We start from the raw sequence: 25758 nt of genomic DNA, 5'->3' as shown, positions 1-25758 counted from the left end.
CTCTGCGGTGTTCATGCGCTCTGCTCGCGCCGCTGTGGCGGCGATCATCGGGACGACCCTCGCTCTTCCCGGCCCGGTGCCCGCGACGGCCGGCGACGGTGTGCCGGAGATCGAGCGGATTCTCGCGGACGAGCGGCTCGCCGGCGCGACCGTGGTGGCCGAGGTGCGCGACGAGGACACCGGGGAGCTGGTTTTCGCGCGGGATCCGGACCGGCGGGTGCTGCCCGCGTCGAACCAGAAGCTGCTGACCGCGGCCGCGGCCCTGGAGGTGCTCGGGCCCAGTTATCAGTTCCGGACATCGGTGCGGCACACCGGGCCGGTCGCGGGCGGCGTGCTGCGCGGGGATCTCTATCTGGTGGGTCAGGGAGACCCGACCATGACGTACGAGCGATACGACGCTCTCGCCGCGGCCGTTGCCGAGGCGGGCGTGACCGAGGTCGAGGGGCGGGTGCTGGCCGACGACGGCTGGTTCGACCGGGTGCCGCTGGGGCTGGACTGGTCGTGGCAGGACGAGGGTGCGGCGGACACCGCGCCGGTCTCGGCTGTCTCGTTCGCGGCCGGCGAGCGGTTCGACAACGCGGCGGTGGAGGTGCGCTACCGGCCCGGGGTGGCGGGGAAGGCGCCGGTGGTCGGTGTGCACCCGCCCACGGCGACCGTGCGATTGTTGAACCGGGCGGTGTCCGGCAGCGCGAACACCGTGACCGTGAGCCGTGACCACGGGACGAGGCGGATCGTGGTCGGCGGGGTGGTGTCCGTGGCGGGGTCGAAGCTGGTGTCGGTGCCCGATCCGGCGGCGACCTCGCTCGACCTGTTCGGCGCGGCGCTGAAACGGCACGGGATCGCGTTCGGTGCCCGTACCGGAAAGGGTTCTGCACCGGAAACGGCCGCGACGTTGACCGCTCAGGTCTCCGATCCCCTGGCCGAGATCCTCCCGGCCATGCTGAAACTCTCCAACAACGGGCTCGCGGAGATGCTGGTCAAGGCGATGAGCCGGGCGGTGGAACCGACCGTGCCGGGCAGCTGGCCGGGTGGGCTGGCGGCGATGTCGGAAGCGCTCGGGCGGCTCGGCGCGGATCCGGGTGCGCTGACGCCGGCGGACGGCTCGGGCCTGAGCCGGCGCAACGGGGTGACGGCCCGGCAGCTGACGACGGTACTGGCGGCGGCGAGGAGGAAGCCGTGGTTCGGTGCCTGGTACGCGGCGCTGCCGGTCGCGGCCGATCCGGATCCGATGACCGGCGGGACGCTGCGGGACCGGATGCGGGGAACACCGGCGGCGGGGAACGCGCGGGCCAAGACCGGGACGCTGGCCGGGGTGAACGCGCTTTCCGGGTACGTGACCGGCGCGGACGGGCGGCGGATGGTGTTCTCGCTGATCGTGAACGGTGCGGCCGCCGGAGTCAGCGACCTTCTGGACCACGTGGTGATCGCGCTGGCGCGGACCGAAACTGTCCTCAATGGGCACTACCGTTCGGTGGGTGACCGCGCGAACGCTCGACCGCCGATCCCTCAACCGCGCCACCCTCGACCGGCAGTTGCTGCTGCGGCGCGCGCCGCTGACCGTGCCCGAGGCGCTCACCCGGCTCGGCGGGCTGCAGGCACAGACGCCGCACACCTGGTACGTGGGGCTCTGGAGCCGGCTCGAGGACTACACGCCTGAGCCGACCGCCCGGCTGCTGACCGACCGCGCGATCGTCCGGATGGCACTGATGCGCTCGACGATCCACCTGGTCACCGCGGACGACTGCCGATGGCTTCGGCCGCTCGTGGAACCGGTGATCGTCCGCAGCACGATGGGCGCTTTCGGACGGCATCTGCGCGGCATCGACCGCGACCAGCTCGTCGCCGCGGCCCTCTCGGCGCTCGCGGCGCAGCCGATGATCTTCAGCGAGCTCGGGCGGGCGCTCGCGCCGTCCTTCCCCGGGCATGATCCGGCGGCGCTGGCGCAGGCGGCACGCGCCTGGACGCCGCTGGTCCAGGTCCCGCCGCGCGGCGTCTGGGGGCGCAGCGGACGGCCCGCGCACGTGCCGATGGAGCACTGGCTCGGCGTGCCGGTGGACCCGTCGCCGCGGGTGGAGACCCTGTTCCTCCGTTATCTGGCGGCGTTCGGCCCGGCGACCGTGCGCGACGCCCAGCAATGGTCGGGACTGACCAGGCTGGCCGAGGTCGCGGACCGGCTGCGGCCGTCGCTGGTGACGTTCCGCGACACCGAGGGCCGCGAGCTGTTCGACCTGCCGGACGCGCCCCGGCCGGATCCGGGCACCCCGGCTCCGGTGCGGTTCCTCTACGACTTCGACAACCTGCTGCTGTCGCACGCCGACCGGAGCCGGGTCGTCGGCGGCGTCGACTACGCGGCCCAGGGCTGGGGCGGCGGCAACATGGAGCAGCCCCGGTCGCTGCTGGTCGACGGCTTCGTGGCGGCAACCTGGAAGATCGCCGGCGGGGTCCTGACCGTGCGCCCGTTCCGCCGTCTCTCCGGGCCGGAGCGGGACGAGATCGCGCGGGAGGGCGCGGCGCTGGTGGCGTTCCACGCGCCGCGCGCCGACCCTGACAACATCGTCTTCCGGGAGGATTAGCGGCGGCTGCGCATGGCTCGCGTGACGGTGACGGTGGTGCCGTCGGGTGCGCGGCCGGCGGCGAGCGTGGCGTACTCGGGTGAGCCGAGAGCGACCAGCGCCACCCGGCCCTCGGCGTCCGCGTGGATGCCCCAGCCGTACCGTTTGCCCAGGTCGCTGGAGCGCAAGCAGGGCTGTCCCTTGGCGAAGAACGTCTCCCGGGCCGCGGTGCGGTCCGCCTCGGGCACGCCGCGCCGGCGCGCCCAGACGCCGAAGACCACATCGTCGGACGTGTGCCGGTAGGGTGCGTCGGCGATCATCCGGAAGGTCAGTTCGGCGACGCTGGGGGTCGCCCGCTCCGGGGGTACGGTCGCGGCGGCGGCTGCGGTGTCCTCGGCCACCTCGATGAACGTGTTCACGTAGTTGGTGCTGTGCATGGGCGCCATCATGGCTTTCCGGCGAGGCGAGGTTCTTGGAGATTCGCGACACCGACCGGACCGGCGTGCTGCACCCGGCGAACCTGGCACGGTACGCCGCCGCCCGGCATCCGGCCGGGCCCGCGGTCGCGCCGGTCGTCGACCACTTCTGGACGGTGGCATGGAACCTTGCCGGTGAGCGCGTCGACCAGCGCATCCTCAGCGACCCGGCGGTCACGCTCACGATCGAGGCCGGTCACGTGCCGGCCGAACTCGTGGTGACCGGGGTGCACCGTCGGGCGTGGCGACGGGAGATCGCGGGCTGGGGAACCGGCTTCGCGATCCGCCTGCGCCCGGCCGGGCTCGCCGTCGTCAGCGACCTGGCACCGGCCGCGATCGCCGACCGGACCCTGGCCGTGGACCCGGCACTGGACGCCCGGTTGCACGGCCTGCTGCGGGCGGTCGCCGACGCGCCGGGCACCGCGGCCCGGATCGACCTGGCCACCGAGCTGATCACCGGCATGCTCGCGGAACGGCCGCTCACCGGCAGGCAGCTGCTCGCCAACGCGGCGGTGGACGCGATCGGGCGGGGTGAGCCGCTGCCGGGCGGCGTCTCGGCGCGGACCGTGCAGCGCGCGCTGCGGGAGACGATCGGGCAGGGACCGGCCTGGGTGCGGCGCTGGGTCCGGCTCCAGGAGGCGGCACGGCAGTTCGCGGTCGACGGCGAGGCGGGCGCGGCCCAGATCGCCGCGCGCCTGGGGTACGTGGATCAGTCGCACCTGGTCAACGAGTTCCGGGCGGCGGTCGGGCGGACGCCGGGCGAGTATCTGAAATCGCTGCGGCGGATAACAGTTTTCTGAGGGCTCCGGGAAATTGCGTACCTCCGGTCAGTCTTTCTTTTCCTTTGCTTTAAGTGCCTGTCCGGCGCGGACCGCGCCTGCCTACCATTCCGGCGGCCGTTCGGCCGAGAGAAGCGTCTGGTGGGAGTTGGTTGTGCCGTCCTCCGTGTCCCGTGAGCCCCGTCATGCCCGGCGCCGGCGGGTGCCGGTCGTGGCGGCTGCCGGTGGGGTCGTCGTCGTTCTGCTGACCGGCGCCGCTGTCTGGGCGGGCCGTGCTCCGCAGGCGGACCTGGCCGGCGTCGCTCAGGCCGGGACCGCGACACCGGCACCGGCCGTCCCGGCTGTCCCGTCCGCGGCGGTCCCGTCGGCTGCTGTCTCGGCGGCCTCGCCCGCCGCGCGCAAGTCCTCGACGACTCCCAAGGCTCAGGTGGCCGCGAAGCCCGGGTGGATCCCGGTCGACCGGGCCGCCTGGAACGCTCAGGTGGCCGGCTACAAGGCCACGAAGGCGGACCCGCCGGGCGACGCGGGCAACCTGGCCGAGTTCCGGGCCGACTGCACGTACAGCCACCGCAAGCCGGACGACCCGATCGTCGCGCCGGGGCTGCCGGGCGCCTCGCACATGCACTCGTTCGTCGGGAACAGGGCCGTCGACGCCGGCACCACCGCCGAGGACCTGATGAGGTTCACCGCCACCACGTGCAAGCCGAAGGTGGACCACTCCGCGTACTGGGTGCCGACCCTGTACGAGGCGGCGACCCGCAAGCCGGTCGAGACCACCGGATTCCGGGTCTACTATCGCTCGATCCGCGACAATTCGGCAGGCATTCTGCCGATACCCAACGGCTTGCGCATGATCGCGGGTGACGCCAAAAGGAAGGTACCGACCCCGCGGGGTGCGCAGGGCCAGTTCTACTGCGCCTTCTACGGCCCCGGCGACATCGACGGTTACGCGCGCAGCGACAACGGCAACTGGCCCATCTGCGGTGAGCCGGCGAGCCTGCACTTCATGCTCCAGTTCCCGGACTGCTGGGACGGGAAGAACCTGGACAGTCCCAACCACAAGGACCATGTCGCGTTCGGCTCGAACGAGGGCTGCCCCGCTGCTCATCCCGTACGCATCCCGGCTCTGACCTTTGACATCGCCTACGGTGCGAAAGGCTCGAAGGCCGGCTACTACCTCTCGTCCGACCCGGCCGGGAAGAGCGCCTCCTCGATGCACGGCGACGCGTTCCTGATGTGGGACACCGGCGCGATGAACCAGCGTGTCCGTAACTGCATCGCTCAGCGGCGGACGTGCGGCAACGACGGCTACGACAAGTTCTCCTTCTGACCGATCTCCTCATGACCGGCCCGCGCGGGCCGATGGGAACCCCCGAGCTCGATCGGTGGCCGCTAGGCTCCGGTGCTGGGGGAGGTCGGCGTGACTACCGTTGATGTAGCGCAGAGCCATGCGGCGCTGACCGTCTCCGCCCTGCTCGCGCTCGCCGAGGAGAAACGGCTGGCCGGGGACTACCGGGCCGGCTGCGAGGCGGCCCGGCAGGCCGCGGACCGGGCGGCTTCGGCCGGTGACGCCGCCGGCGAGGCCGCCGCGCTGCGCTCCCTCGGTGTCCAGCTGATGCGGCTGGGCCAGCAGGAGGAGGCGGTCGCCGCCTGCCGCAAGGCGGTCGTCAGGCTGGAGACGCTCGGCGACGCCGTCGCCCTCTGCGAGGTGCTCACCGTCCAGGCCATGCCCCTGAATGACCTCGGCATGCACGAGGAGGCCCTGGACGTCCTGGCCACGGCCCGCGACATCGCCCAGCGGCTCGGCAACCGCAACCTGCTCTACTGGGTGCACAACCGCCTCGGCGTGGTGCACGGCAGCATGGGCGACCGCGAGCTGAGCACCGAGTGCCTCATGCAGGCGCTCAGCCTCGTGGACGGGATGGACGACGAGGCCCGGTTCTGCATCCTCAACAACGTCAGCGACAACGCCGTCTACGAGGTGCCCCGCCTGCGCGGCCGCGGCGACGCGGAGGCCGCCGACCGGGCGCTGGCCGACGCGCTCGGCTACGTGGCCGAGGCCCTGCGACTGGCCCGGGTGGCATGCCACCCGTACCGCGAGTCGATCAGCCTGGACAACTACGGGATGCTGCTGGCGCTGGCCGGCGACCTGGACGGCGCGGCCCTGCTGATCGAGGAGTCCCGGCAGCTCGCGGTCCGCGCCGGGTACCGGTCGCTGGAGTCCGCGGCGCTGCAGCACCAGGCACGCGTGCGCCTGATGCGCGGCGACCACGCCACCGCGATCGAGGGCCTGATCCTGGCGCTTGACCGGGCCCGCCAGGCCGGCGAGAAGCCGATGACCATGGAGATCCTGCGGGAGCTGTCCGGGGCGTACGAGAAGGTCGGCGACTTCGCCGCGGCGCTCAGCCACTACCGCGACTACCACGACCTGGAGCGCGAGCTGCACAACCAGGTCGCGGCGGCGCGGGCCCGGATGGCGGCGCACTACTTCGAGCTGGACAACGCCCGCCTCGAAGCGGAGAACGCCCGCCTCGAGGCCGCCCTGCACCGCAACCGCAGCGACGAGCTGGCCGCCGACAACCTCATCTGGCAGCGGCAGGCGACCGAGGACGCGCTGACCGGGCTGCCGAACCGCCGCTCGGTCGACGAGCGCCTCCCGAAGCTGGTCGAGGACGGCGTCCCGGTCTGCGTGGCGGTCGCCGACGTTGACCTGTTCAAACGGGTCAACGACCGGTACGGCCACTTCGTCGGCGACGAGGTGCTGCGCCGGATCGCCGCGATCCTGCTCGACCACGTCCGCGAGTCCGACCTGGTGGCCCGCCTCGGCGGCGAGGAGTTCCTGATCGCCCTGCACGGCTCCGGGATCGCCGACGCGCAGGTCAAGTGCGAGCTGCTGCGGGCGAGCGTGGCGGCGTACCCGTGGGAGCAGATCGAACCCGGCCTGGCCGTCACGATCAGCCTCGGCGTCGCGCAGATCGCCGGGCCGGCGTCGCTGCCGGACGCGCTGAGCGTCGCCGACCAGCATCTTTACGAGGCCAAACGGGCCGGCCGCAACCGGGTGCGCGCGGCCTGACCCCCATTCGGTTGGATGGAGCGGTGAGACTGTTCGACGGGGTGGCGCGGATCGGGCTGGGGCTCGCTGCGGTGGGGCGGCCCGGGTACATCAATCTCGGCCGGGAGCGGGACCTGCCCGGGGAGCGCACGGTCGACGCGATGCGCGGGCGGGCACACGCGCTTCTCGACCAGGCGTACGCGTCCGGGGTCCGCTACTTCGACGTGGCGCGTTCGTACGGACGGGCCGAGGAGTTCCTCGCGAGCTGGCTCCCGGGGCACGACGACGCGGTGGTCGGGAGCAAGTGGGGTTACACCTATACCGCGGGGTGGCGTGTCGAGGCCGGTGTCCACGAGGTCAAGGACCACAGCGTCGCGGCTTTCGAGCGGCAGCTCGCCGAGACGCGGGCGCTGCTGGGTGACCGGCTCGGGCTGTACCAGATCCACTCCGTCACGCCGGACAGCCCGGCGCTGACCGACCGGGAGCTGCACCGCCGGCTGGCCGGGCAGGGTGCCGTGGTGGGCCTGTCGACGAGCGGGCCGCGGCAGGCCGAGGCGATCCGTGCCGCGTGCGCGATCGAGGTCGGCGGGGAGCCGCTGTTCCGCAGCGTGCAGGCCACCTGGAACCTGCTGGAGCCGAGCGCCGGGCCGGCCCTGGCCGAGGCGCACGCGTCCGGCCGGGCGGTGATCGTCAAGGAGGCATTGGCGAACGGGCGCCTCGCCGCCGAGTTCCCGGAGGCCGCGCTGGCGGCGGTGCTCCGGCAACCCTGGGTGACGGTGGTCCTGTCCGGCGCGGCGACCGGCGCCCAGCTCGCCTCGAACCTGCGGGCCGCGAGCCTGGACACCGCCGACCTCGGCATCCGGCCCGAGCCGCCCGAGCAGTACTGGCGGACCCGGGCCGAGCTGGCCTGGAGCTAGATTCAGGCCCGGCTCGTGGTGGTCGCCTTCGCGGTGGCGCCGAGTTCGGCTCCGCCGCCGGCGCCCGGGGACGAGATGCTCGACTTCAGGCTGTCGACGTTGTTGCAGACCGTCTGCACCTTGAGGATGGCCGGGCCGACCTCGGCGAGCACGCCGGCCTCCTCGTTCGTGCCGGCCGCGGCCTCGGCGCGCAGCACGGCGGACTCGAGGACGTTCGCGGCGCTGGTGATCAGGACGCTCTGCGAGGTCTTGCCGGCCGCGACGATCGCCTTGCCGGTCGCCACGTTCAGGTCGTGGCCGTTCTCGCCCAGCGTCGCCTGGCGGGCCAGGTCGCAGGTGGTCTGGGTGCCCTCGTCGAGGCCGGGGGTGGTGGCCTGGGCGGTCGGTGCGGCGCCGGGTGCGGCGGGTTCGCTCGTGGAGGCGCAGCCGAAGAGCCCGAGAAGGGTGCACAGGGCGACAGCTGCGGTGGTGGTTCTGCGCATGGGCGGGAAGGCTACCTTTGCGGCCATCGCCGGTTCCGCCCGGCATTTCCGAATGTGATCTGCGTCCGGCTCGGCGGGGTCAGTTCCGTGCCGTTTCCGCCCAGATCTCCGGACTGACCGCCAGCCGGAAGGCCGGTCCCGGTGAGTCCGGGTGCCAGCCCCGCTCGCGGGCCTGGCGAATCACGGTCGCGACGATCGACGGCAGCACCGCCGCCGACCCGGTGCCCCTCCAGTTGCGCGGGTGGGCGCCCGGCATCGTGGCGATCAGGACGCAGCCGTGCCGGTCGGCGCGCTCGACCGCGAACGACAGCGGCGCCCAGGCCAGCGCCTGCGAGTGCGTGGGCCGGCGGCGCACCCGCCAGCGATAGGCGAGTCCGTCCACCGTGATCAGTCGGGAACCTTTGACCATGAACGTCTACCTTTCCCCGAGCCGCCCCGGCTACAACCCGGCATCATCATCTGCATGACGGAAGAATTCAAGATCGTCGCGGAAGGTGACGTGCCGTCGGTGGCCGCGGACCCCGGAAAGTTCGCCGGGGACGTGCGGCAGGCCGAGATCCTGAGCACCCGGCGGGAGAACGGCATGCGGGCGCACCGGTTCAGCTACGGCGCCGGGGCCCGCTCGAACTGGCACGTGCACTCCGGAGAACAGGCCCTCGTGGTGGTCTCCGGCCGGGGCCTCGTCCAGTGGGCGGGTCTCGAGGAGCCACGCGAGGTCGAACCCGGCGACTGGATCCACGTGGTGCCGGGCGTGCCGCACTGGCACGGCGCGACCGGCGACAGCGACTTCGTCCACCTGGCGATCACCGCCTCCGGCGAGACCGAGTGGGGCGAGCCGGTTGCGCCGTGAGCCGTTCCGGGTGCACGTCCCGGGCCCGGAACTGACCGACCTGCGGCGGCGCCTGGCGCGGACACGCTGGCCGGAACCGGCGCCGGCGGACGGGCAGGGCATCGGCCTGGATACGGTACGGGAGCTTTGCGCGTACTGGGCCGAGGGCTACCGGTGGCGTGCCGCCGAGGCGCGACTGAACGCGTTCCCGCAGTACATGGTGGACGTCGGCGGCCTGGACATACACGTGCTGCACGCCCGCTCGTACCGGCCCGGCGCGTTCCCGCTGATCCTGACGCACGGCTGGCCGGGCTCGGTGCTCGAACTCGCCGGCCTGGCCGGACCGCTGACCAGACGGGGTTACGACGTGGTGATCCCGTCGCTGCCGGGATACGGCTTCAGCGGCAAGCCGTCCGCGCCGGGCTGGGGGATCGGCCGGATCGCCGAGGCCTGGGCGGCGTTGATGGCCGGATTCGGGTACGAGCGTTACGGCGCCGCCGGCGGCGACTGGGGCACCAGCATCTCCAGCGAGCTCGCGGTCCGCGACCCGGACCACGTCGCGGGGATTCACCTGATCCCGCCGCTCGCCGGTCCGGGCGACTCCGGCGACCACACCGAGGCGGAGAGCCGGGCGCTGTCGGAGATGGCGGCGAGGGGGCGTACGGCGTCGGCGTACTCCGAGGTGCACCGGACGGCGCCGCAGACGGTCGGTTACGGGCTCGTCGACTCGCCGGCCGGCCTGTGCGCGTGGATGGCGGAGAAGCTGCTTGCCTGGAGCGACCGGCCGCTGACCTGGGACCAGATCCTCGATCAGGTCAGTCTCTACTGGCTGACCGGCACGGCGGCGTCCGCGGCGCGGCTGTACGCGGAGAGCATCGACGACGTGTCGGCGTGGATCACCGGAGCGGCGGCCGAGCCGGTCCGGGTGCCGGTCGGGGCGTCGATCTTCCCGGCCGAGGTGCCGCGGCCCTCCCGGCGGTGGGCCGAGCGGCGCTATCCGGACATCCGGTACTGGGCCGAGCACGGTCGGGGTGGGCACTTCCCGGCTCTTGAGGTGCCCGATCTGCTGGTCGGGGACCTGGCCGGCTTCTTCGGTTCCGTACGCTCATGATCTGCGGTGTTGCCGTGCCTCCTGCCGGAGGCACGGCAACCAGGGTGATCAGCTGCTGCAGGTGTTGAGCATGGTCTGCAGGCTGCTCTTCTCGGTGGACTGCAGCTTGAGCGCCCAGTAGTACTTCACGGCGATCCACATCTTGGCGTAGGTGCAGCGGTACGAGGAGACCGACGGCTGCCACGTCGACGGGTCCTGATCGCCCTTCGACTGGTTCACGTTGTCGGTCACCGCGATCAGCTGCGGGCGGGTCAGATCGTTGGCGAAACTCTGCCGCTTGCTGGTGGTCCAGGCGCTGGCACCGGAACGCCACGCCTCGGCCAGCGGGACGACGTGGTCGATGTCCACGTCGGCGGCGGCGGACCAGGTGGCGCCGTCGTAGGGGGAGTACCACGAGCCGGACGTGGCGGCGCAGGACGAGTTGGTGACGACGCCGGAGCCGTCCCGCTTGAGGACGGTCTCGCGGGTGTTGCAGGCACCCGAGATCGTGATCCAGTGCGGGAAGAGATCACGGTCGTAGGTGCTCGCGTTGGCCTCGGCGCCCACGGTCAGGGCGTTGAGGTAGGTCTGCGCGGTGGCCTTGGAGGGGATGCCGGACGGCGCGGCCTGCGCGGGTGTGGTGAGGGTGAGGGTGGCTACGGCGACAGTGAGCAGGCCGGCGGCGAGCCGGGGGATGCGGTGCATGGGGTGCTCCGATCTGGCGGTGGGGTCGTCAAAGATCTACGGGAGCGGAGCGTCATCCGGATGTTGATGGGCGTGAATTTCTTGTGACAGAACACAGTGGTACAAAAAGCCGCCCGGCCGAAAATGTCGGAGGGTCGCGGCATAGTGCCGGGCATGTTCAACGGGCTCCATGAGATCGACTGGTCCTCGATGCACCACGCCTACGGTTCGGCGGAGGACGTGCCGGGACTGCTGATCGCGCTGCGCTCCGACGACGAGGGCGAGCGTGAGGAGGCGCTCAGCGGGTTCTACAGCGCGGTGCACCACCAGGGCGACGTCTATCCGTGCACGACGGCGAGCCTGCCCTTCCTGTTCGCGATGGCCGCCGATCCCTCCACACCGGACCGGGCCGCGATCGTCGCGCTGATCGTCAGCATCGGGGAGATCGCGGTCGACCGGGCCGGCGAGCACCCGTGGGAGAACGCGGACCACGCCGGCGCCGCCGCGCTGGTCCGGGCGCACGCGGACACCCTCGTCGCGTGCGCCACCGGCGACGACCGGCTGGTGCGGCGGGCCGCTATCCGCGCGCTCGGCCTGTTCGTCGACGACCCGCAGCGCGCCCTGCGGCTGCTGCGCGACCGGCTCGCCGCCGAGCCGGGCACGGTTGAGCGGCTGCTGGTGATCGAGGCGGTGGCGACCCTGGCGCTGCGGCTGCCGGCGGTCGCCGACGACGCGCTGGCCTGGCTCGGCGTCCTGGCCACCGAGGCGGCGGTGGACCCGGAGACCCGGCTCGGCGCCGTGGTGCACCGGGCCCGCTGCACGCCACAACGGATCGACGACGACCTGGTCCCGGCGGTGGTCGCGCTGCTCTGGCAGATCGCGGCCGACACTGTGGTCGACGGGCCGTGGCCGGACGAGCCAGTGCCGGACATCCCGGGCGACGGCGTGCCGCCGGAGGTGGTGGCCGCGTTCGCCGACATGGACCGGGGTCAGCGCGTCCACGCGGTCACCACCGACCTGCTCACCACCCTGCACGAGCTGCTCGACGGCCGGCTGGCCGAGCGCACCGCACTCCTGCTGGAGCAGTTGCGCAGCCCCGACTCGGGCGCGCGCCTGGACGCGATCCGGATGTCCGCCCGGCTCGTCGTGGAGTGCCGCGGCGACCACTCCGAGCTGGTCACGCTCGTCGCCCGGCAACTCGCCGACGCCAACCCGGAGGTGGCGGCCGAGGCGGCGTCGTTCCTGCGCGACCACTCCCGGATCGCCGAGCCGGCCCGGGAGGCTCTGGCCGCGCGGGTGGCGGCCGACCGCGCCGCGCACGGCCCGGAGGTGTGGGCCGCGGCTCGGCCCCGGCTCCGCCGGGCACACCAGGAGGCGGTTCTCGCCCTGGCCCGGCTGGGCGACGTGCGGGCGGTGCCGAGCCTGCTCGTCGCGCTGACCAGCGATGTGGACGCCTGGCGGGCGGTGCAGCAGGCGGGCCGGATCCCGTCGGCGGCGAGCGTGCTGTCCCCGCCGATCGCCGAACGTCTCGGCCGCCACGCGCGGTTCACCGACCGGGGCGAGATGAGCACGAACGCGATGCTTGCGGCGCTTGCCGCCCTCGGGGATCCGGTCGCGGTCCCGGTGCTCGCCGACACCCTCGCGTCAGCGGTGCGGCATGAGTCGTGGGTGGTCGCGGGGCGTGCCCTGGAGGCGCTGGCGGCGTTCGGTCCCGCGGCGTCGGGCGCCCTTGAGCTCATGCGCTCGCTGACGGCCAGTGACAAGGCGACGGTGCGCCCGGCGGCGGTCGGCGCGGTGCTGGCGGTGGGCGGGGATGTCGCGGAGGCGATCGGGTTGCTGCTCGGGCTGCTCGACGACCACCCGGGGGAGGCGGCGAGGATGCTGGGCTCGCTCGGGCCGAGGGCGGTTGTCGCCCTGCCCAGGCTTCGGGAGTTCCTCGGCCCGGAGTCGGAGTGGGTGGCGGTCCGCGCGGCGGCGGCGGTCTGGGAGATCGGCGGGGTGCCGGAGGCTGGGGTGGTGCTGGGGACGCTGTTGCGGGCGTGGGAGCGGAGTCCGGCTCTGGGATACGAGGTGGTGGCCTGTTTGGAGCGGATGGGTGCGTCGGCGGAGCCGGCGGTGCCGCACCTGCTTGCGGAGTTGGCGCGGCCTGAGCGGCGGGATCTGTGGTTCCGGGACGTGGGGGAGGACGAGGATCTGCAGCGGGCGTGCCGGGATCTGGTCGCGACGTTGATCTGACCGTGATTGGTCAGAGGACCTCGCGCAGCGTTCCGGTCTCGGCCGCGTAGACGAAACCGCGGATCCGAACGGGGTTCGCGGCGGCCAGGCTCGCGGCGGCCAGGCTCGCGGCGGCCAGGCTCGCGGCGGCCAGGCTCGCGGCGGCCGGGCCCGCGACGGCCAGGCCCGCGGCCGGCCCGGCGATGGCCGGGCTTGCGATTGCGGGGCTTGCGATTGCCGGGCTCGCGGCGGCGGGCTGGGACGGGGTCGTCGTGGCGGAGGTGGGCCGGTCGGCGAGGGCGGACCGGGTGGAGGGTGTGGCCGGGGTGACGGCGGTGCCTCGGTCGGGGTGGCGGACAGGGGTGGGGAAGGTGCCGGCGCCGAGGATGACGGCGGCGGTGAGGGCGGCGCCGCGCAGGCGCCAGCGGAGGGGGAGCTCGGTGGTGGGGGTCTGGGGGTACGGCATCACCATCTGTGTCATGACCCAACGGTGATCGACGGTCTTGGCCGGCTGCCGTGAGAGGTCTGTGCGGTTGCTGTGCAGGGGTGGCTCGTCGAGGATGGGCGGGTGCCGGATTCGTACCTTGTCTGCGCCACCCCCCGGACCGGGAGTTCGCTGCTGCTCGGGCTGCTCGACTCGACCGGGGTGGGTGGGCATCCGCAGTCGTATTTCCGTTCGCCGGACGAGGAGTCGTGGGCGCGGCGCTGGGGGCTGCGGGAGGGCTATGACTACCGCGAGTTCGTGGCTGCCGCCCGCGTCGCCGGGACCACGCCCAACGGGATCTTCGGCGCCAAGGTGATGTGGGGTACGCACGCCGAGCTGCTCACGCGGCTGGGGCCCGGTGACGATCTGGCGCTGCTGCGGGAGGTGTTCGGCGACGTCCGGTTCGTTCATGTGTTCCGCGAGGACGTGCTGGCGCAGGCGGTGTCGTGGGCGCGGGCCGAGCAGACCGGCCGGTGGTATCTCGGTGGCCGAGGCGAGATCAGCGGCGGGCCGGCCGGGGATCAGGGTGAGCCGGTGTTCGACGCCGAGCGGATCAGCGAGCTGATCGCGACGATCGAGGAGCACAACGAGGGCTGGAACTCATTCTTCGCGAAAAACCGGATAAATCCGGTTTCGGTGCGCTACGAGGATCTCGACGCGGACATGACGGCCACGACGGAGAGGGTGCTGAGCTTCCTGGGAGTCGAGGCGGAAAGCCCGCTGACCGCTTTCCATCAGCGGCAGGCGGACCGCCTCAACAGCGACTGGATCCAGCGCTATCAGGCCGCTTCCATCGCCGGCTCGTAGCTTCGCCAGCAGTTCTTGCCGTGGTGTTTTGCCGCGTACATGGCCAGGTCCGCGGCCCGCAGCAGCGACTCCACGTCGTCCGCGCCGCCCGCGCCCGCCACGCCGATGCTGGCGTGCGCCCGGATCTTGTCCCCGCCGATCGCGATGGGGATCTCCAGGTTCTGCAGGATGCGCTCGGCGGTCTGTTGCGCGCGGGGTGGGTCACAGTCACGCAGGAGTACGGCGAACTCGTCCCCGCCGAGCCGGGCCACCACGTCACCGGTGCGCACCGACGCCAGCAGGTGGTCGGCCACGCCCGCCAGGAGGGTGTCGCCGGCCGCGTGCCCGAGCGTGTCGTTGACCGCCTTGAAGCCGTCGAGGTCGATCAGCAGCAGCGACACCGTGCCCGGCTCGCCGTCCTCGAGGCTCGCGGCGACCTGCTCGTGGAAGTACGTGCGGTTCGCCAGCCCGGTCAGGCCGTCGTAGTGCGCCTGATGCCGCAGCCGGATCTCGTGTTCGCGCAGCTCGGCGAGGGTGTCGTCGAGCTCGGAGATGAGGCGGGTGTTGTCGTGGAAGGCGACCAGCTGGCGGGCGGCGACCAGCGTCACGATGGCGCCGAGGCCGACGACCACGCCCCAGATGCGGATGCCCATGTCGCCCTGGAGCCCGTCGCGGAGCACAGCGATCATCGAGGTGAAGACGACCGCGATCGACCCGTACGGAAGGAGGCTGTATCGCTTGCGCTTGCGCGAGCCGAACGCGGTCTGGTCGTACCCGGTGATGATCTCCTGGATCCGGGGACCGTACGCGATCAGCAGGCTGGGGAGCAGCCGGACCGCGTAGACGTAGGCCGGCAGTGAGCCGTCCGCCTCGGGCGCCAGGAAGAAGCCGACGCCGTTGAAGATGGCCGAGCCGATCATCGGGAACGCGGCCGCCTTGTGCATCGGCGCGTTGCCGCTGAGGATCAGCTTCACCGAGGCGAAGGCCGCGGTCAGGATCACGGCGCCGGCGGCGATCCGGGGGACCATGTCCTCGGCCGGAGCGTTGTCCTTGCCGACGGTGAAGACCCAGGCGACGACGGCGCCGCCGACCAGGACCGTCGCCGAGTCGAGCCAGAACGCGAGGCGCTCGCGGCCCGAGCGGTGCGGATGCGGGTGCACCAGCATGGCGATGACGATCATGGCGAGGCCGACGGCGAAACAGGTGCTCTGCACCGTCCCGCCGTTGGTGCCCCACTGGCCCTCGCTGAGCATCGAGGTCACGGCCTGCGTGGTGTCGCCGATCACGAACAGCGAGCCGGAGATGGTCAGCACCCGCCAGAACCGGCGGATCGGGCCGGTCGCGACCCGGGTCACGCGCCAGGCGGAGTACGCGAGGAGCACGTCGAGCGGCACCTGGAACGCCCAGAACACCTGAACCTGGGCGTTGTCCGACCTGCTGAAGACGAACAGCAGCAGCACGGCGACGCCGGTCAGCCAGGCGGCGGAGTTGAGCAGCGGGTCCCGGCGGATCACCGATGTGACCTCATCACGCCGCGACACACCCATAGCCCGAGCTCCTGCCCTGTGACGACTCACCGCAGGGTGTCATCGGCGGGTTCGCGGGGAGGCTGAGGATTCCGGAGATGTGTACGTGCGTACATATGATGTGTACGATCGTACGCATGGCCACCGTCATCACCGCCCCGGCCCGCGAGGCGCGACTCGCCGTCGCCGCGGTCTTCCTCACCAACGGCGCGCTGTACGCGAACCTCGTACCCCGATTTCCCCAGCTCAAAGCGGACCTGGAGCTGACCAACACGGCGCTCGGGGCGGCCATCGCCGCGATGCCGCTGGGCGCCCTGCTGGCCGGCCTGTTCGCCGCCGCCGCGATCCAGCGCTTCCGCTCGTCCCGGGTCGCCGCGCTCGGCATCGTGCTGCTCGCCGTCGTGCTGTTCGGTGCGGCCTTCGCGCCGAACGGCCTCGCCCTGGCAGCGGTCCTGTTCACGGCCGGCGCGCTGGACGCGGTGATCGACGTCGCGCAGAACGCGCACGGGCTGCGGGTGCAGCGCCTCTACGGCCGGTCGATCGTGAACTCGTTCCACGGCCTCTGGAGCGTCGGAGCGGTGCTCGGTGGCCTGATGGGCTCGGCGGCAGCCGGTCTGGGCATGTCACTGCCACTGCATCTGGGCATCTCGGCTGTCATGTTCAGTGTCGTCGCGCTCGTCGCGTACCGTTTCATGCTTCCTGGTGAGGACGGCGCGCCCGTCGCCGCAGAGACCGCGCCCACCGGAAAGCGTGCGTGGTCCGGCGTCGCCGTCCGCATGCTCGCGGTGCTCGGAGTCCTCGCCGCCTGCGGCGCCCTCGTGGAGGACGCGGGGGCCTCGTGGGGGGCCATCTATCTGCGCGACGAACTCACCACCGGCGCTGCCGCGGCCGGATTGGCCTTCGTCGCACTCCAGGTCGCGATGACCGCGGGCCGGCTTGCCGGGGACAGAATCGTTGATCGGTACGGGCAACGCGCTGTCGTCCGCACCGGAGGCATCCTCGCCGCCGCCGGCATGGGCATGGCGCTCGCCTTCCCGTCGCTGGGCACCACCCTCGCCGGTTTCGCCCTGGCCGGCCTCGGCGTCGCCACCCTGGTCCCGGCCGCCATGCACACCGCCGACGAGCTTCCCGGTCTCCCCGCCGGCGTCGGCCTGACCGTGGTCAGCTGGCTGCTGCGGGTCGGCTTCCTGCTCTCCCCGCCGCTCGTGGGTTTCGTCGCCGACCTCTCCAGCCTGCGCGTCGGCCTGCTGACCGTGGTGGTCGCCGGGGTGGTGACGGCGGTGGCCGCCCGTGTTCTCGTGGACCGCACGCCGCACCACGAGTCCTGACCCGCGGGCGCCAGGCTGCCACAATGGAGCGATGTCCGGTGTCGAAGTGATCGCGGCGGCCCTGGCCGCCGGAGCCCTGGCGGGCGTGACCGGAGCGGCGAGCGCGGCGGTCGAGGACGCCTACCGTGATCTACGTGCTCTGCTGCGACGCCGGCTCGGCGGCAGCGCCGAGGTCCTGGAGCCGGAGGAGACGTCGGCGGAGGTCTGGGAGGCCCGCCTCGAGCCGGTGCTGACCGGCGTCGACGAGGAGCTGACGGCTGCGGCCGACCGGCTGCTGTCGCTGACCTCGGGCAACCTGAACGTGGCGAACAACTACGGCGTCGCCGCGGTCACCATGACCGGCAACGTCACGATCAACAACTCGATCCCCCCGAAGTAGGCCGGGACGGGCCCCGGCCGCCCGTTCCCGGCGTCGTCGCTCAGTCCATCGGGTCGGTCACGGTCAACTTCGACCGGCCCACCGTGGTCCGGTCGGGGTACCGGGAGCGGATCGTGGCCCGGATCGCGCCCACGCGGCTGGTGGGCCGCGACGCCGAGCTGGGCGAGCTGGCGCTGTTCTGCTCCGGGGACGACACCTACGGCTGGTGGCGGGCACCGGCGTGGGCCGGCAAGTCCGCGCTCGCCGCGACGTTCGCGATGAACCCGCCGCCCGGAGTCCGGATCGCGTCGTTCTTCATCACCGCGCGGTATGCGGGGCAGAACGACCGGGTCGCGTTCGCCGACGTGCTGATCCGGGAGTTCGCGGAGATCCTTGGCGTGCCGGTCCCGGACCTCACCGACGCGACCCGGGACGTGGTCCTGCTCGATCTGATGGACCGGGCGGCGGCCGGCTGCCGGGCGCGCGGGCAGCGCCTCGTGCTGCTCGTCGACGGCCTCGACGAGGACCGCGGCGTGACGACCGGTCCCGGCGCGTACAGCATCGCCGCCCTGCTGCCGCCGAAACCTGCGGACGGAATGCGGGTGATCGTGACCGGCCGGCCCAACCCGCCGATCCCGGACGATGTACCCGACGACCATCCGCTGCGGGACCCGGCCGTCGTGCGGGCGCTGGATCCGTCGCCGGAGGCGGCCGCGGTCGGCGAGGCGATGCGGCGCGAACTGGGCTATCTCCTCGACGGCTCGTCGATCGAGAGGGAACTGCTCGGGTTCATCACGGCGGCCGGTGGTGGTCTGAGTGCCGGTGACCTCTCGGAGCTGACCGGTGTGGAGGAACGTCTCGTCCGGCGGCACCTCAACACGGTCGCGGGGCGGTCCTTCACCCCGCGGCCCAGCACATGGCGACCGGGTTCCGAGCCGGACGTGTACGTTCTCGGTCACGAGGAACTCCAGGTCAGCGCGATGGAGGGGATCGGGGCGCCGTCGCTCGCCCGATATCGTCGCGGGTTGTCGGAGTGGGCCTCGGGGTATCGCTCGCGAGGATGGCCGACCGCGACACCTGAGTACCTTCTGCGCGGATATTTCCGGCTTTTGCAGGTCATGGGTGATGTGCCGGGCATGGTGGAGTGCGCTACCGACCCGGTGCGCCATGACCGGATGCTGGACATCACCGGCGGCGATCTGGCGGCCACCGCGGAGATCACGGCGGCCATGGACGCGGTGATGGCGTCCGACGAGCCGGATCTGCTGGCGATGATCCACCTCGCGATGCAGCGCGACCGGATCAACGAGCGGAACTCGCGGACGCCCCGGGCGCTGCCGGCCGTCTGGGAGGCGCTGGGGAGACGGGTGCGCGCGGACACGGTGGCGCACTCGATCGCGGACACGCGGCACCGATGCGCGGCGCTGATGAAGATGGCCTCGGTCGCGCGGCGGATGGGCGACGGAGAGCGGGCGCAGGCACTGGTGGACGAGGCGGCGGCGCTGGCCGAGGGGGAGACCCGCGACCATCTCCGCAAGTGGGCTCTCGAGGTGGTGGCGGGATCTTCCGTGGCCGAGTCCCCGGCGGACGGCTCCTCGACGAGCGCGGACCCTGTTGCGGAGCACCGGCAGGTCTGGGCGCGAACCCGCGCACCGGAACTCGTCGCCTCCGGGGGCGACTACGCCGACGCGGAAGCGCTGGCGCGGGCGGCCGGCGACCCGCACCGGGAGGTCGCGGCACTGATCCGGGTCGGCAGGATCGCGCTGAACGCCGGCGATGAGCACCGGGCCGCCGCGCTGGCCCGCACCGCCGCAACCGTCGCACGGGCCTCGGGCGACCATCGCGCCCTCGGTGAGGCGGCCGCGTTCCTTGGCGAGTCCGGCAGGCCGGGGCCCGCGGAGTCGCTCGTCCGGCTGATCCAGAACGCCCACCACCAGGACTGGGCGATGTTCCGGCTGATCCGTGCGGTGGCCGAGTCCGGCGACACCCGGTGCGCGGAGCGGATGACCGGTGGGCTGGGGCAGCCGTACCTTCTGGCCTGGGCGCTCATCGAGATCGCGGCCGTCGCCGACGCGGACAGGTTGCGGCTCCTCGACGCGGCCGCAGCCGCCGCGAGGCGGGTAACCCAGCCCGCTTCCCGCGAGTGGCTGCGCAAGCGGTCGGAGGCGGCACGAGCCACGCCGCCGAAGCCGGTACGGGTGCCGTTCGTCCGGGCCCACGCCATGAAACAGCTGGTCGAGTCCGTCGCGAGGACCGGCGACCGTGCACAGGTCAGCGAACTCAGCCGCCGGAGCGCCGTGCTTGCCACCGCGATGTCGAACCTGGTCGGTCAGGCGGGGCTGCTCACCGAACTCGCCGGCCTGGACGCCGACCACGGCGACCCGGACCAGGCCGCACAGCTGGCGGAGCGGGCCGGGACGGTCGCGCGGACCTACATCGACCCGTGGAAACAGGCGCGGCTGTGGATCGCGGTGCACGCGGCAGTCACGCGGACCAGGCAGTTCGGGATGTGTGCGAGGCTCGCCGACAGAGCCGAGTCGTGGATCGGCCGGCTGAGCGAGCGGGACCGGGACACGCTGCTGACGCGATTGACCACCGCAGTCGTGGACAGCGGTGACATTGCTCGTGCGACGGCGATGCTGGATCGGCTGCGCGACCAGTACTCGATCGATGAGCTGCGACGGCGGCTCGCCGATCCGTCGCTGCGAGACCACGCGGCGGCCGAAGTCGCCCGGGCGTGCGTGGACGCCGGTGAATATCGAAAGGCCCGCGCGGCGATCGACGGCTTCAAGGATCTCGATCGCCGGGACAGGTCGTTGCTGACGCTCGCCCACCTGGCGGCCGGGGCAGGGGCCTTCGAGGAGGCCAAGTCCGCATTTGCCGCAGTCTCGTCGGCGGCTCAGCGTGGCGTCGCGGAGTGGGACCTCATCAGGTGGGCCCTGGCCGACGGTGACTTCGATCGGGCGCGCACCTGGAGCGATTTCACCGGGAGGCCTGAGGTCCTCAACTCGGAGCTGCGGGACATGGCGGTCGCCGCGGCGAAATCCGGTGACCTCGGCAGCGCGAATGCCGCCATCGTTCACCTCGACAACGGCGAGCGGCGGAACGCCGCATGGTCCGCGGTCGCCATGGTCATCGCCGAACGGGGGAATCACGGGGAAGCGCTCGCGGTCGCCGACCGCATCGAGAGTGAACCACATCGGGATTTGGCGGTAGCCGCGCTCGCGAGGAGTGTCGCCAAGGAGGGCGACCAACGGGCGGCCGCCCGATACATCGAGGCCATCACGAGCGACGTCGTGCGGGACTTCACCCTGACCGACCTGGCCACGCACGCGGCCGAGGCCGGTGACGAGCGGCAGGCCGACGCATGGGCGCGCTCGCTCAGCAGCGGCTATGTCCGCGATCGTGTCGGGGCCACGCTGGCCGAGATCGCCGAGGATGCCGGGAACCGTGAGCGGGCCGATCGTCTCCTCGACGCCATCCAAAGCAGTGACGAGCGATCGAACGCGGTGACATCGGTGATCGCGGTCGCCGCATGTTCCGGCGACCACGTCCGGGCGCACGATCTGGCGCGACGTCTGGACGAGGAACCACCGGAAGTGCCCGCCCTTTTCGCCGCCATGGCCGGCGACTACGAGGTACTGGAGAGCATGCAGCGCCCGTCGAGACGCGACTGGCTCGGCGGTCAGGTCGCCCGGATCGCCGCCTGGCGTGGGGACTACCGGACGGCGAGGTCGTTCGCCCGGACCGATCCTGTCTCCCGGTCCGCGATCGAGACGGCGATCCTGCGCGTCGCCGCATCCCGCGATGACGTCCATGTCATCGACGGCAACGGCGGGTGGACAGCCATGGCGCTCGGCACCGTGTTGGAGGAATGCCTAAAACAGGGACGTCACGCCATGGCTGAGGCGCTCTGCTCGGCTGCGGGTCAGCCCGAGCCGCGAGCCACGTGGACCGGCAGGCTTGCCGTCGCACGAGCCACCGACAACGACCCGGTCCGTGCCGCCGAGCTCATCGAGACACTGCCCGCCGTCCGGCGCGACGTCGTCCGTCAGGAGGCAGCCGTGGCCGCCGCCGGTGCCGGATGCGCGGAGACCGCCGAGGACCTGGTCCGCCTGATCGAGAACAATCCGGACCGGCACGCGGCGCTGGCCCGGATCGCCGCGCTTGCGGACGACGTCGGTGACCACGCGGGCGCCGAGGACTGGATCGGGTTGATCGACTCCGAAGGCCGCGCGGCCGCACTGGTCGATCTCGCCGCCGCCGCGTTCCAACGGGGCGACCGGGACCGCGCTTGCGTGCTCGTGGCGGCCATGCCCGGCGAGAGGGACCGGCAGCGGGCCTGGAGTGTGCTATCCGGGGCCGCCGCGGGCGCCGGTGACCTGACGCAGGCGCTCGCCTTCTGTGACCGGATCGCCGACCTCGACGCGCGAGCCGGGGCTCTGCGCGGACTGGCGTACCGCTCCGACGTTGCCGATGCGGACAAGCGGCGCCTGCTGGGCTGGTCGCTGCGCTGGGGCCCGTGGGACGCCGCACTGCCGGTGGCGGCGAGCTTGGAGCCGGACGTCGTCGTGCGGTTCGCCGAGCAAGCGCTCGCCTCCGACGCGCCCCTCTGAGTTCGCTGGGACAATGCCGGCATGGCGAAACCGATGACCGACGCCGAGTGGCGCTCCTTTCTCACCTCCGGGACCCGGACCGGCAAGCTGGCCACCACGCGCGCCGACGGTTCGCCGCACGTGGTGCCGATCTGGTTCGTGCTCGACGGGGACGACGTCGTGTTCAACACCGGGGAGACGTCGGTGAAGGGGCGCAACCTCGCACGCGACCCGAGGGCCACGATCTGCGTGGACGAGGAGGTGGCGCCCTATGCGTACGTCATCGTGCGCGGCCGGGCCACGCTGAGCTCGGACCTGGGCGGCATGCGGGAGTGGTCGACGCGCATCGCCGAGCGCTACATGGGCGCGGAGCGGGCCGATGAGTACGGTGCGCGCAACGCGGTCGCCGGTGAGCTGCTCGTCCGCCTGCGCATCGAGCGGGTCAGCGGCTACACCGGCATCGCCGACTGAGGGTGCGGGCGTGGCCGGTAACCTTCGGGCATGCGCATCCCGACCGCGGTGATCACGGCAGGCTCTCTCATCGGTGGGTGGCAGCTCGCTCGCGGGACCGGCATCCGGCCGCTGGGCGGGGCGGTTCTCGCGGTCGGTGGCGTGGTGGCGGGCCGTGAGTGGGCTCGCCGGACCAGTCCCGCGGTCACCGCCGCACTTGTCACCGCGTACGTCTCGGCCTTCGGCGTCTCGCACCCGCTGGCCAAGCGAATCGGATCCTGGCCCTCCGTTTTGGTTGTCTCCGCGGTGACCGCGGCGGCCTCCTGGGCCGCCGCGGACCGCCGCGCCCCTCGCTGATCGGTTCCGGTCTCAGTCGGCGCAGATGGCCGCGTCGACGAAGGCCTCGACGGCGTCGTCCAGGTCGGCGGTGAAGTCGGGTGTGACCGCCACCGTGACCAGCCGGCTCGCATCCTCCGTCGCGAACGTCCACGTCTGATAGGCCAGGGCGTCGCCGTCGTTGCCATACACGCGCAGCCCGCACGACGTCGTCCACCAGCTCAGACCGAGGCCGTAGTCGCGGGTGGCGGTTCCGGGCGTCTTCATCTTCGCGAGCAGGCGGTCCGGCAGCAGGTGCCCGCCGAGCAGCCGGGCGAGGAAGCGCTGGAGATCGGCGGTGGTGGAGATCATCTCGCCGCCGGCACCCATCACCGAAGGATTCATTTCGGTCAGATCGACCAGGCCGGTCTCGCCGGGCACGTAGCCGTGCGGATGCGGCCCGCGCAGCCGCGGCGAGGTGCCGGGCAGCGAGGTGCCACGCAAGCGAAGCGGTCCGGTCACTCTGCGTTCGATTTCTTTCGCGTACGGGTGCCCGGTCACGTTTTCGATGATCTTCCCGAGGAGCAGATAGTTCGTGTTCGAGTAGTCGAACTTCGAACCGGGCTCCTCGAACACCGGTGGGAGCGTGGCCACCCGGCCGATCAGCTCGTCGGGAGTCCACGTCCGCCACCGGTTCGCGAAGAAGCCGGGCGACGGCGGCATCGGCAGCGTGGGCCGGTAGTCGGGCACGCCACTGGTGTGCCCGAGCAGGTGCCGCACGGTGACCGCGCGACCGGGAAAGACCGTGTCGTCGAGGCGAAGGCGTCCCTCGGCGACCAGTTGCAGCACGACCACCGCCACGAACGTCTTGGTGACGCTGCCGATGCGGAACCGGCTGTCGATCGGGACGGGTCTGGTCGTTCCGTATTCGGCCGCACCGCTTGCTCCCCGCCACAGATCGTGCTTACGCCGTACCTCCGCAATGGCACCCACCGCACCGGCCGCAACCACCCGGTCCAACCGATTCTGCAGGCCCGCGTGACCCATCGGCGGCCCGGCGGCGAACGCCGGAGCCGGCGCCGCGATCAGCGCCGAAACCGTCACCGCGGCCGCGAATGCTCGCGATCCTCGTCTCATCGCCACCTCCCGTTTCTGGCAGCCTGGCAAATCCGGAGCGCCGGGCCCATCCGGTAACGCCCCTAATCAGTGGCCGGAAATCGCGCCGATTACCCTGCGGGTGTCACGTTTCCTTCGACGGAGCAGCCGCACCCTCATGAGTTCCCGGCCCCGCCGCGTCATCGCCCTCCTCCTCGCCGCGTCGCTGTCGCTGGTGTCGGCCTGCAGTTCCGGCCCGGACGCCGTCGCACCCGCCGCCAGCAGTCCGGCGGCACGCACCGAATCGGTTTCCGCCCCGCCGATATTCGCTCCCACCATCCGGCCGAACATCGTGTTCGTACTGGTCGACGACCTGTCGATGAACCTGGTGAGATACATGCCGAACGTGCTGGCCCTGCAGCGCGCGGGCACGTCGTTCACCAATTACACGGTGACCGACTCGCTGTGCTGCCCGTCGCGGGCGTCGATGCTGACCGGGCGGTATCCGCACAACACCGGAATCATCAAGAACCACGGGTCGGACGGCGGTTTCCAGCTGTTCCACCGGCGCGGTGAGGAGCGGTCGACGTTCGCGACCGACCTGCAGAAGGCCGGCTACCGGACGGCGTTTCTCGGGAAATACCTCAACGAGTACGTGCCGCGGAAGACGATCGTCGCGGGCAAACCCTATGTGCCGCCGGGCTGGACCGAGTGGTACGCGGGTGGCAACGACTACACGAACTACAACTACACGCTGAACGAGAACGGTGTTCTGCGCTCGTACGGGTCGCGGCCGCAGGACTATCTGACCGACGTGCTCTCGGCCAAGGCGTCGCGGTTCATCACGACGTCGGCGGCGGCGCGCAAGCCGTTCTTCGTGGAGGTGTCGACGTATGCGCCGCATCATCCGTACACGCCTGCGCCGCGTGATGTGAATGCGTTCCCGGGCCTGAAAGCGCCGCGCACGCCGGCTTTCGGCAAGGTGCCGGTCAACGCGCCGCGGTGGCTGGCGAAGCACTCGCCGCTGACGGCGATCCAGATGGGGCGGTTCGACCGGGCGTTCCGGTTGCGGGTGCAGTCGATTCAGGCCGTGGACCGGATGATCGGTTCGCTGCGGGCGACGCTGACCCGGGCGGGGGTCGCGGAGGAGACGGTGGTCGTCTTCAGCTCGGACAACGGGTACCACCTGGGGGAGTACCGGCTGAACGCGGGCAAGCAGACGGCGTTCGACACCGATGTGAATGTGCCGCTGGTGGCCGCCGGTCACGGCGTTGCCGCCGGTCACGTGTCGGCTCTGCCGGTGGAGAACATCGACCTGCGGCCGACGTTCGCGGAGCTGGCGGGTGCGGTGGTGCCGGCCGAGGTGGACGGGCGCAGCATCGTGCCGTTGCTGGCGGGGTCCTCGCCGGAGTCGTGGCGGGTGGCGGCGCTGATCGAGCACGGAGATCCGGCTACCGATCCGGCTGATCCGGACTATCAGAAGTATTCGGAGAACACGCCGCCTACGTATGATGCTCTTCGGACCGCTTCGTTCACGTATGTCGAGAATGTGGATGGGACGCGGGAGTACTACGACCGGCGGTCGGATCCCTACCAGATGCTGAACCTGGCGGGGAAGCTTGATCCGGAGCGGTTGACGGAGTTGAGTGCGGCGCTGCGACGGCTGGCTCGGTGTGAGGGTGCCGCTTCGTGCTGGGCTGCCAGCGTTTTTTGAAGGGGCTTTTCAACGGCCGCTAGGATTCGCCG

Annotated in this window: 23 protein-coding genes; 16 read left to right on the top strand and 7 right to left on the bottom strand. The window is 71.9% G+C overall.

Annotated features, from left to right (window positions below; translation table 11 throughout):
• The first annotated feature begins 13 nt into the window (after positions 1 to 13).
• Positions 14 to 1657, top strand: a complete 1644-nt coding sequence (dacB, locus tag AB0M02_RS39555) for a D-alanyl-D-alanine carboxypeptidase/D-alanyl-D-alanine-endopeptidase (protein WP_364236933.1) — start codon at positions 14 to 16, stop codon at positions 1655 to 1657.
• Positions 1539 to 2573, top strand: a complete 1035-nt coding sequence (locus AB0M02_RS39550; RefSeq protein WP_364237093.1) for a winged helix DNA-binding domain-containing protein — start codon at positions 1539 to 1541, stop codon at positions 2571 to 2573. The genes dacB and AB0M02_RS39550 overlap by 119 nt, the downstream gene beginning before the upstream one ends.
• Here AB0M02_RS39550 and AB0M02_RS39545 read toward each other — a convergent pair.
• Positions 2570 to 2989 carry a DUF6157 family protein gene (locus AB0M02_RS39545; protein WP_364236930.1) on the bottom strand — a complete coding sequence of 140 codons (420 nt, stop codon included), beginning with the start codon at positions 2987 to 2989 and terminating at the stop codon, positions 2570 to 2572. The two genes, AB0M02_RS39550 and AB0M02_RS39545, sit on opposite strands and share 4 nt — an antisense overlap.
• A gap of 35 nt (positions 2990 to 3024) precedes the next feature.
• Between AB0M02_RS39545 and AB0M02_RS39540 the strand changes: the two genes are divergently transcribed.
• The 4 genes from AB0M02_RS39540 to AB0M02_RS39525 all read left to right on the top strand — a co-directional run bounded on the left by AB0M02_RS39540 (position 3025) and on the right by AB0M02_RS39525 (position 7776).
• Positions 3025 to 3828, top strand: coding sequence for a helix-turn-helix domain-containing protein (locus AB0M02_RS39540; protein ID WP_364236927.1), 804 nt, complete (start codon positions 3025 to 3027; stop codon positions 3826 to 3828).
• A gap of 133 nt (positions 3829 to 3961) precedes the next feature.
• The gene (locus tag AB0M02_RS39535; protein ID WP_364236925.1) at positions 3962 to 5137 is read left to right on the top strand and encodes a DUF1996 domain-containing protein; all 1176 of its coding nucleotides are present in this window, start codon (positions 3962 to 3964) and stop codon (positions 5135 to 5137) included.
• A 90-nt stretch (positions 5138 to 5227) separates the two neighbouring features.
• Positions 5228 to 6880: a GGDEF domain-containing protein gene (locus AB0M02_RS39530; RefSeq protein ID WP_364236923.1), complete on the top strand. Its 1653-nt coding sequence runs from the start codon at positions 5228 to 5230 to the stop codon at positions 6878 to 6880.
• 23 nt (positions 6881 to 6903) lie between these two features.
• Positions 6904 to 7776 carry an aldo/keto reductase gene (locus AB0M02_RS39525; protein ID WP_364236920.1) on the top strand — a complete coding sequence of 291 codons (873 nt, stop codon included), beginning with the start codon at positions 6904 to 6906 and terminating at the stop codon, positions 7774 to 7776.
• A 2-nt stretch (positions 7777 to 7778) separates the two neighbouring features.
• Here the strand turns inward: AB0M02_RS39525 and AB0M02_RS39520 are convergent, their stop codons facing one another.
• The gene (locus AB0M02_RS39520; RefSeq protein WP_364236917.1) at positions 7779 to 8258 is read right to left on the bottom strand and encodes a hypothetical protein; all 480 of its coding nucleotides are present in this window, start codon (positions 8256 to 8258) and stop codon (positions 7779 to 7781) included.
• Between the two features lie 79 nt (positions 8259 to 8337).
• Complete coding sequence (locus AB0M02_RS39515; protein WP_364236914.1) at positions 8338 to 8667, bottom strand: hypothetical protein; 330 nt, start codon at positions 8665 to 8667, stop codon at positions 8338 to 8340.
• Positions 8668 to 8721: 54 nt separating this feature from the next.
• Between AB0M02_RS39515 and AB0M02_RS39510 the strand changes: the two genes are divergently transcribed.
• Both AB0M02_RS39510 and AB0M02_RS39505 read left to right on the top strand, forming a co-directional pair.
• On the top strand, positions 8722 to 9108 hold the full coding sequence (locus tag AB0M02_RS39510; protein ID WP_364236911.1) for a cupin domain-containing protein: 387 nt from the start codon (positions 8722 to 8724) through the stop codon (positions 9106 to 9108).
• Complete coding sequence (locus tag AB0M02_RS39505) at positions 9098 to 10198, top strand: epoxide hydrolase (protein WP_364236909.1); 1101 nt, start codon at positions 9098 to 9100, stop codon at positions 10196 to 10198. The genes AB0M02_RS39510 and AB0M02_RS39505 overlap by 11 nt, the downstream gene beginning before the upstream one ends.
• Positions 10199 to 10246: 48 nt before the next feature.
• On the opposite strand, the gene AB0M02_RS39500 is transcribed toward AB0M02_RS39505, so the two are convergent.
• The gene (locus AB0M02_RS39500) at positions 10247 to 10882 is read right to left on the bottom strand and encodes an HNH endonuclease family protein (protein WP_364236906.1); all 636 of its coding nucleotides are present in this window, start codon (positions 10880 to 10882) and stop codon (positions 10247 to 10249) included.
• 153 nt (positions 10883 to 11035) lie between these two features.
• Here AB0M02_RS39500 and AB0M02_RS39495 point away from each other — a divergent pair, with 153 nt between their 5' ends.
• Positions 11036 to 13096, top strand: a complete 2061-nt coding sequence (locus AB0M02_RS39495) for a hypothetical protein (RefSeq protein WP_364236903.1) — start codon at positions 11036 to 11038, stop codon at positions 13094 to 13096.
• Between the two features lie 10 nt (positions 13097 to 13106).
• Here AB0M02_RS39495 and AB0M02_RS39490 read toward each other — a convergent pair whose 3' ends face one another.
• Positions 13107 to 13556 carry a hypothetical protein gene (locus AB0M02_RS39490; RefSeq protein WP_364236900.1) on the bottom strand — a complete coding sequence of 150 codons (450 nt, stop codon included), beginning with the start codon at positions 13554 to 13556 and terminating at the stop codon, positions 13107 to 13109.
• 87 nt (positions 13557 to 13643) lie between these two features.
• Here AB0M02_RS39490 and AB0M02_RS39485 point away from each other — a divergent pair, with 87 nt between their 5' ends.
• Positions 13644 to 14366 (top strand): Stf0 family sulfotransferase, encoded by a 723-nt coding sequence (locus AB0M02_RS39485; RefSeq protein WP_364236897.1) that lies wholly within the window; start codon positions 13644 to 13646, stop codon positions 14364 to 14366.
• On the opposite strand, the gene AB0M02_RS39480 is transcribed toward AB0M02_RS39485, so the two are convergent.
• Positions 14339 to 15859: a GGDEF domain-containing protein gene (locus tag AB0M02_RS39480; protein ID WP_364236894.1), complete on the bottom strand. Its 1521-nt coding sequence runs from the start codon at positions 15857 to 15859 to the stop codon at positions 14339 to 14341. The two genes, AB0M02_RS39485 and AB0M02_RS39480, sit on opposite strands and share 28 nt — an antisense overlap.
• Before the next feature lie 149 nt (positions 15860 to 16008).
• On the opposite strand from AB0M02_RS39480, the gene AB0M02_RS39475 reads away from it, so the two are divergent.
• The 5 genes from AB0M02_RS39475 (at position 16009) to AB0M02_RS39455 (ending at position 22959) form a co-directional block, all read left to right on the top strand.
• Positions 16009 to 17199, top strand: a complete 1191-nt coding sequence (locus AB0M02_RS39475) for an MFS transporter (RefSeq protein WP_364236892.1) — start codon at positions 16009 to 16011, stop codon at positions 17197 to 17199.
• 31 nt (positions 17200 to 17230) lie between these two features.
• Positions 17231 to 17578, top strand: coding sequence for a hypothetical protein (locus tag AB0M02_RS39470; RefSeq protein ID WP_364236889.1), 348 nt, complete (start codon positions 17231 to 17233; stop codon positions 17576 to 17578).
• A 113-nt stretch (positions 17579 to 17691) separates the two neighbouring features.
• Positions 17692 to 22173: a hypothetical protein gene (locus tag AB0M02_RS39465; protein WP_364236886.1), complete on the top strand. Its 4482-nt coding sequence runs from the start codon at positions 17692 to 17694 to the stop codon at positions 22171 to 22173.
• Positions 22174 to 22194: 21 nt separating this feature from the next.
• Positions 22195 to 22623 carry a PPOX class F420-dependent oxidoreductase gene (locus AB0M02_RS39460; protein WP_364236883.1) on the top strand — a complete coding sequence of 143 codons (429 nt, stop codon included), beginning with the start codon at positions 22195 to 22197 and terminating at the stop codon, positions 22621 to 22623.
• Between the two features lie 30 nt (positions 22624 to 22653).
• Positions 22654 to 22959, top strand: coding sequence for a hypothetical protein (locus AB0M02_RS39455; protein WP_364236880.1), 306 nt, complete (start codon positions 22654 to 22656; stop codon positions 22957 to 22959).
• A gap of 12 nt (positions 22960 to 22971) precedes the next feature.
• Here AB0M02_RS39455 and AB0M02_RS39450 read toward each other — a convergent pair whose 3' ends face one another.
• Complete coding sequence (locus tag AB0M02_RS39450) at positions 22972 to 24054, bottom strand: serine hydrolase domain-containing protein (RefSeq protein WP_364236877.1); 1083 nt, start codon at positions 24052 to 24054, stop codon at positions 22972 to 22974.
• A 136-nt stretch (positions 24055 to 24190) separates the two neighbouring features.
• Between AB0M02_RS39450 and AB0M02_RS39445 the strand changes: the two genes are divergently transcribed.
• Positions 24191 to 25726: a sulfatase gene (locus tag AB0M02_RS39445; protein WP_364236875.1), complete on the top strand. Its 1536-nt coding sequence runs from the start codon at positions 24191 to 24193 to the stop codon at positions 25724 to 25726.
• The last annotated feature ends 32 nt before the right edge of the window (positions 25727 to 25758 follow it).

This window comes from Actinoplanes sp. NPDC051861 (assembly GCF_040681145.1).
GTDB lineage: Bacteria > Actinomycetota > Actinomycetes > Mycobacteriales > Micromonosporaceae > Actinoplanes.
This window is presented reverse-complemented; position numbering and strand designations above follow the sequence as displayed.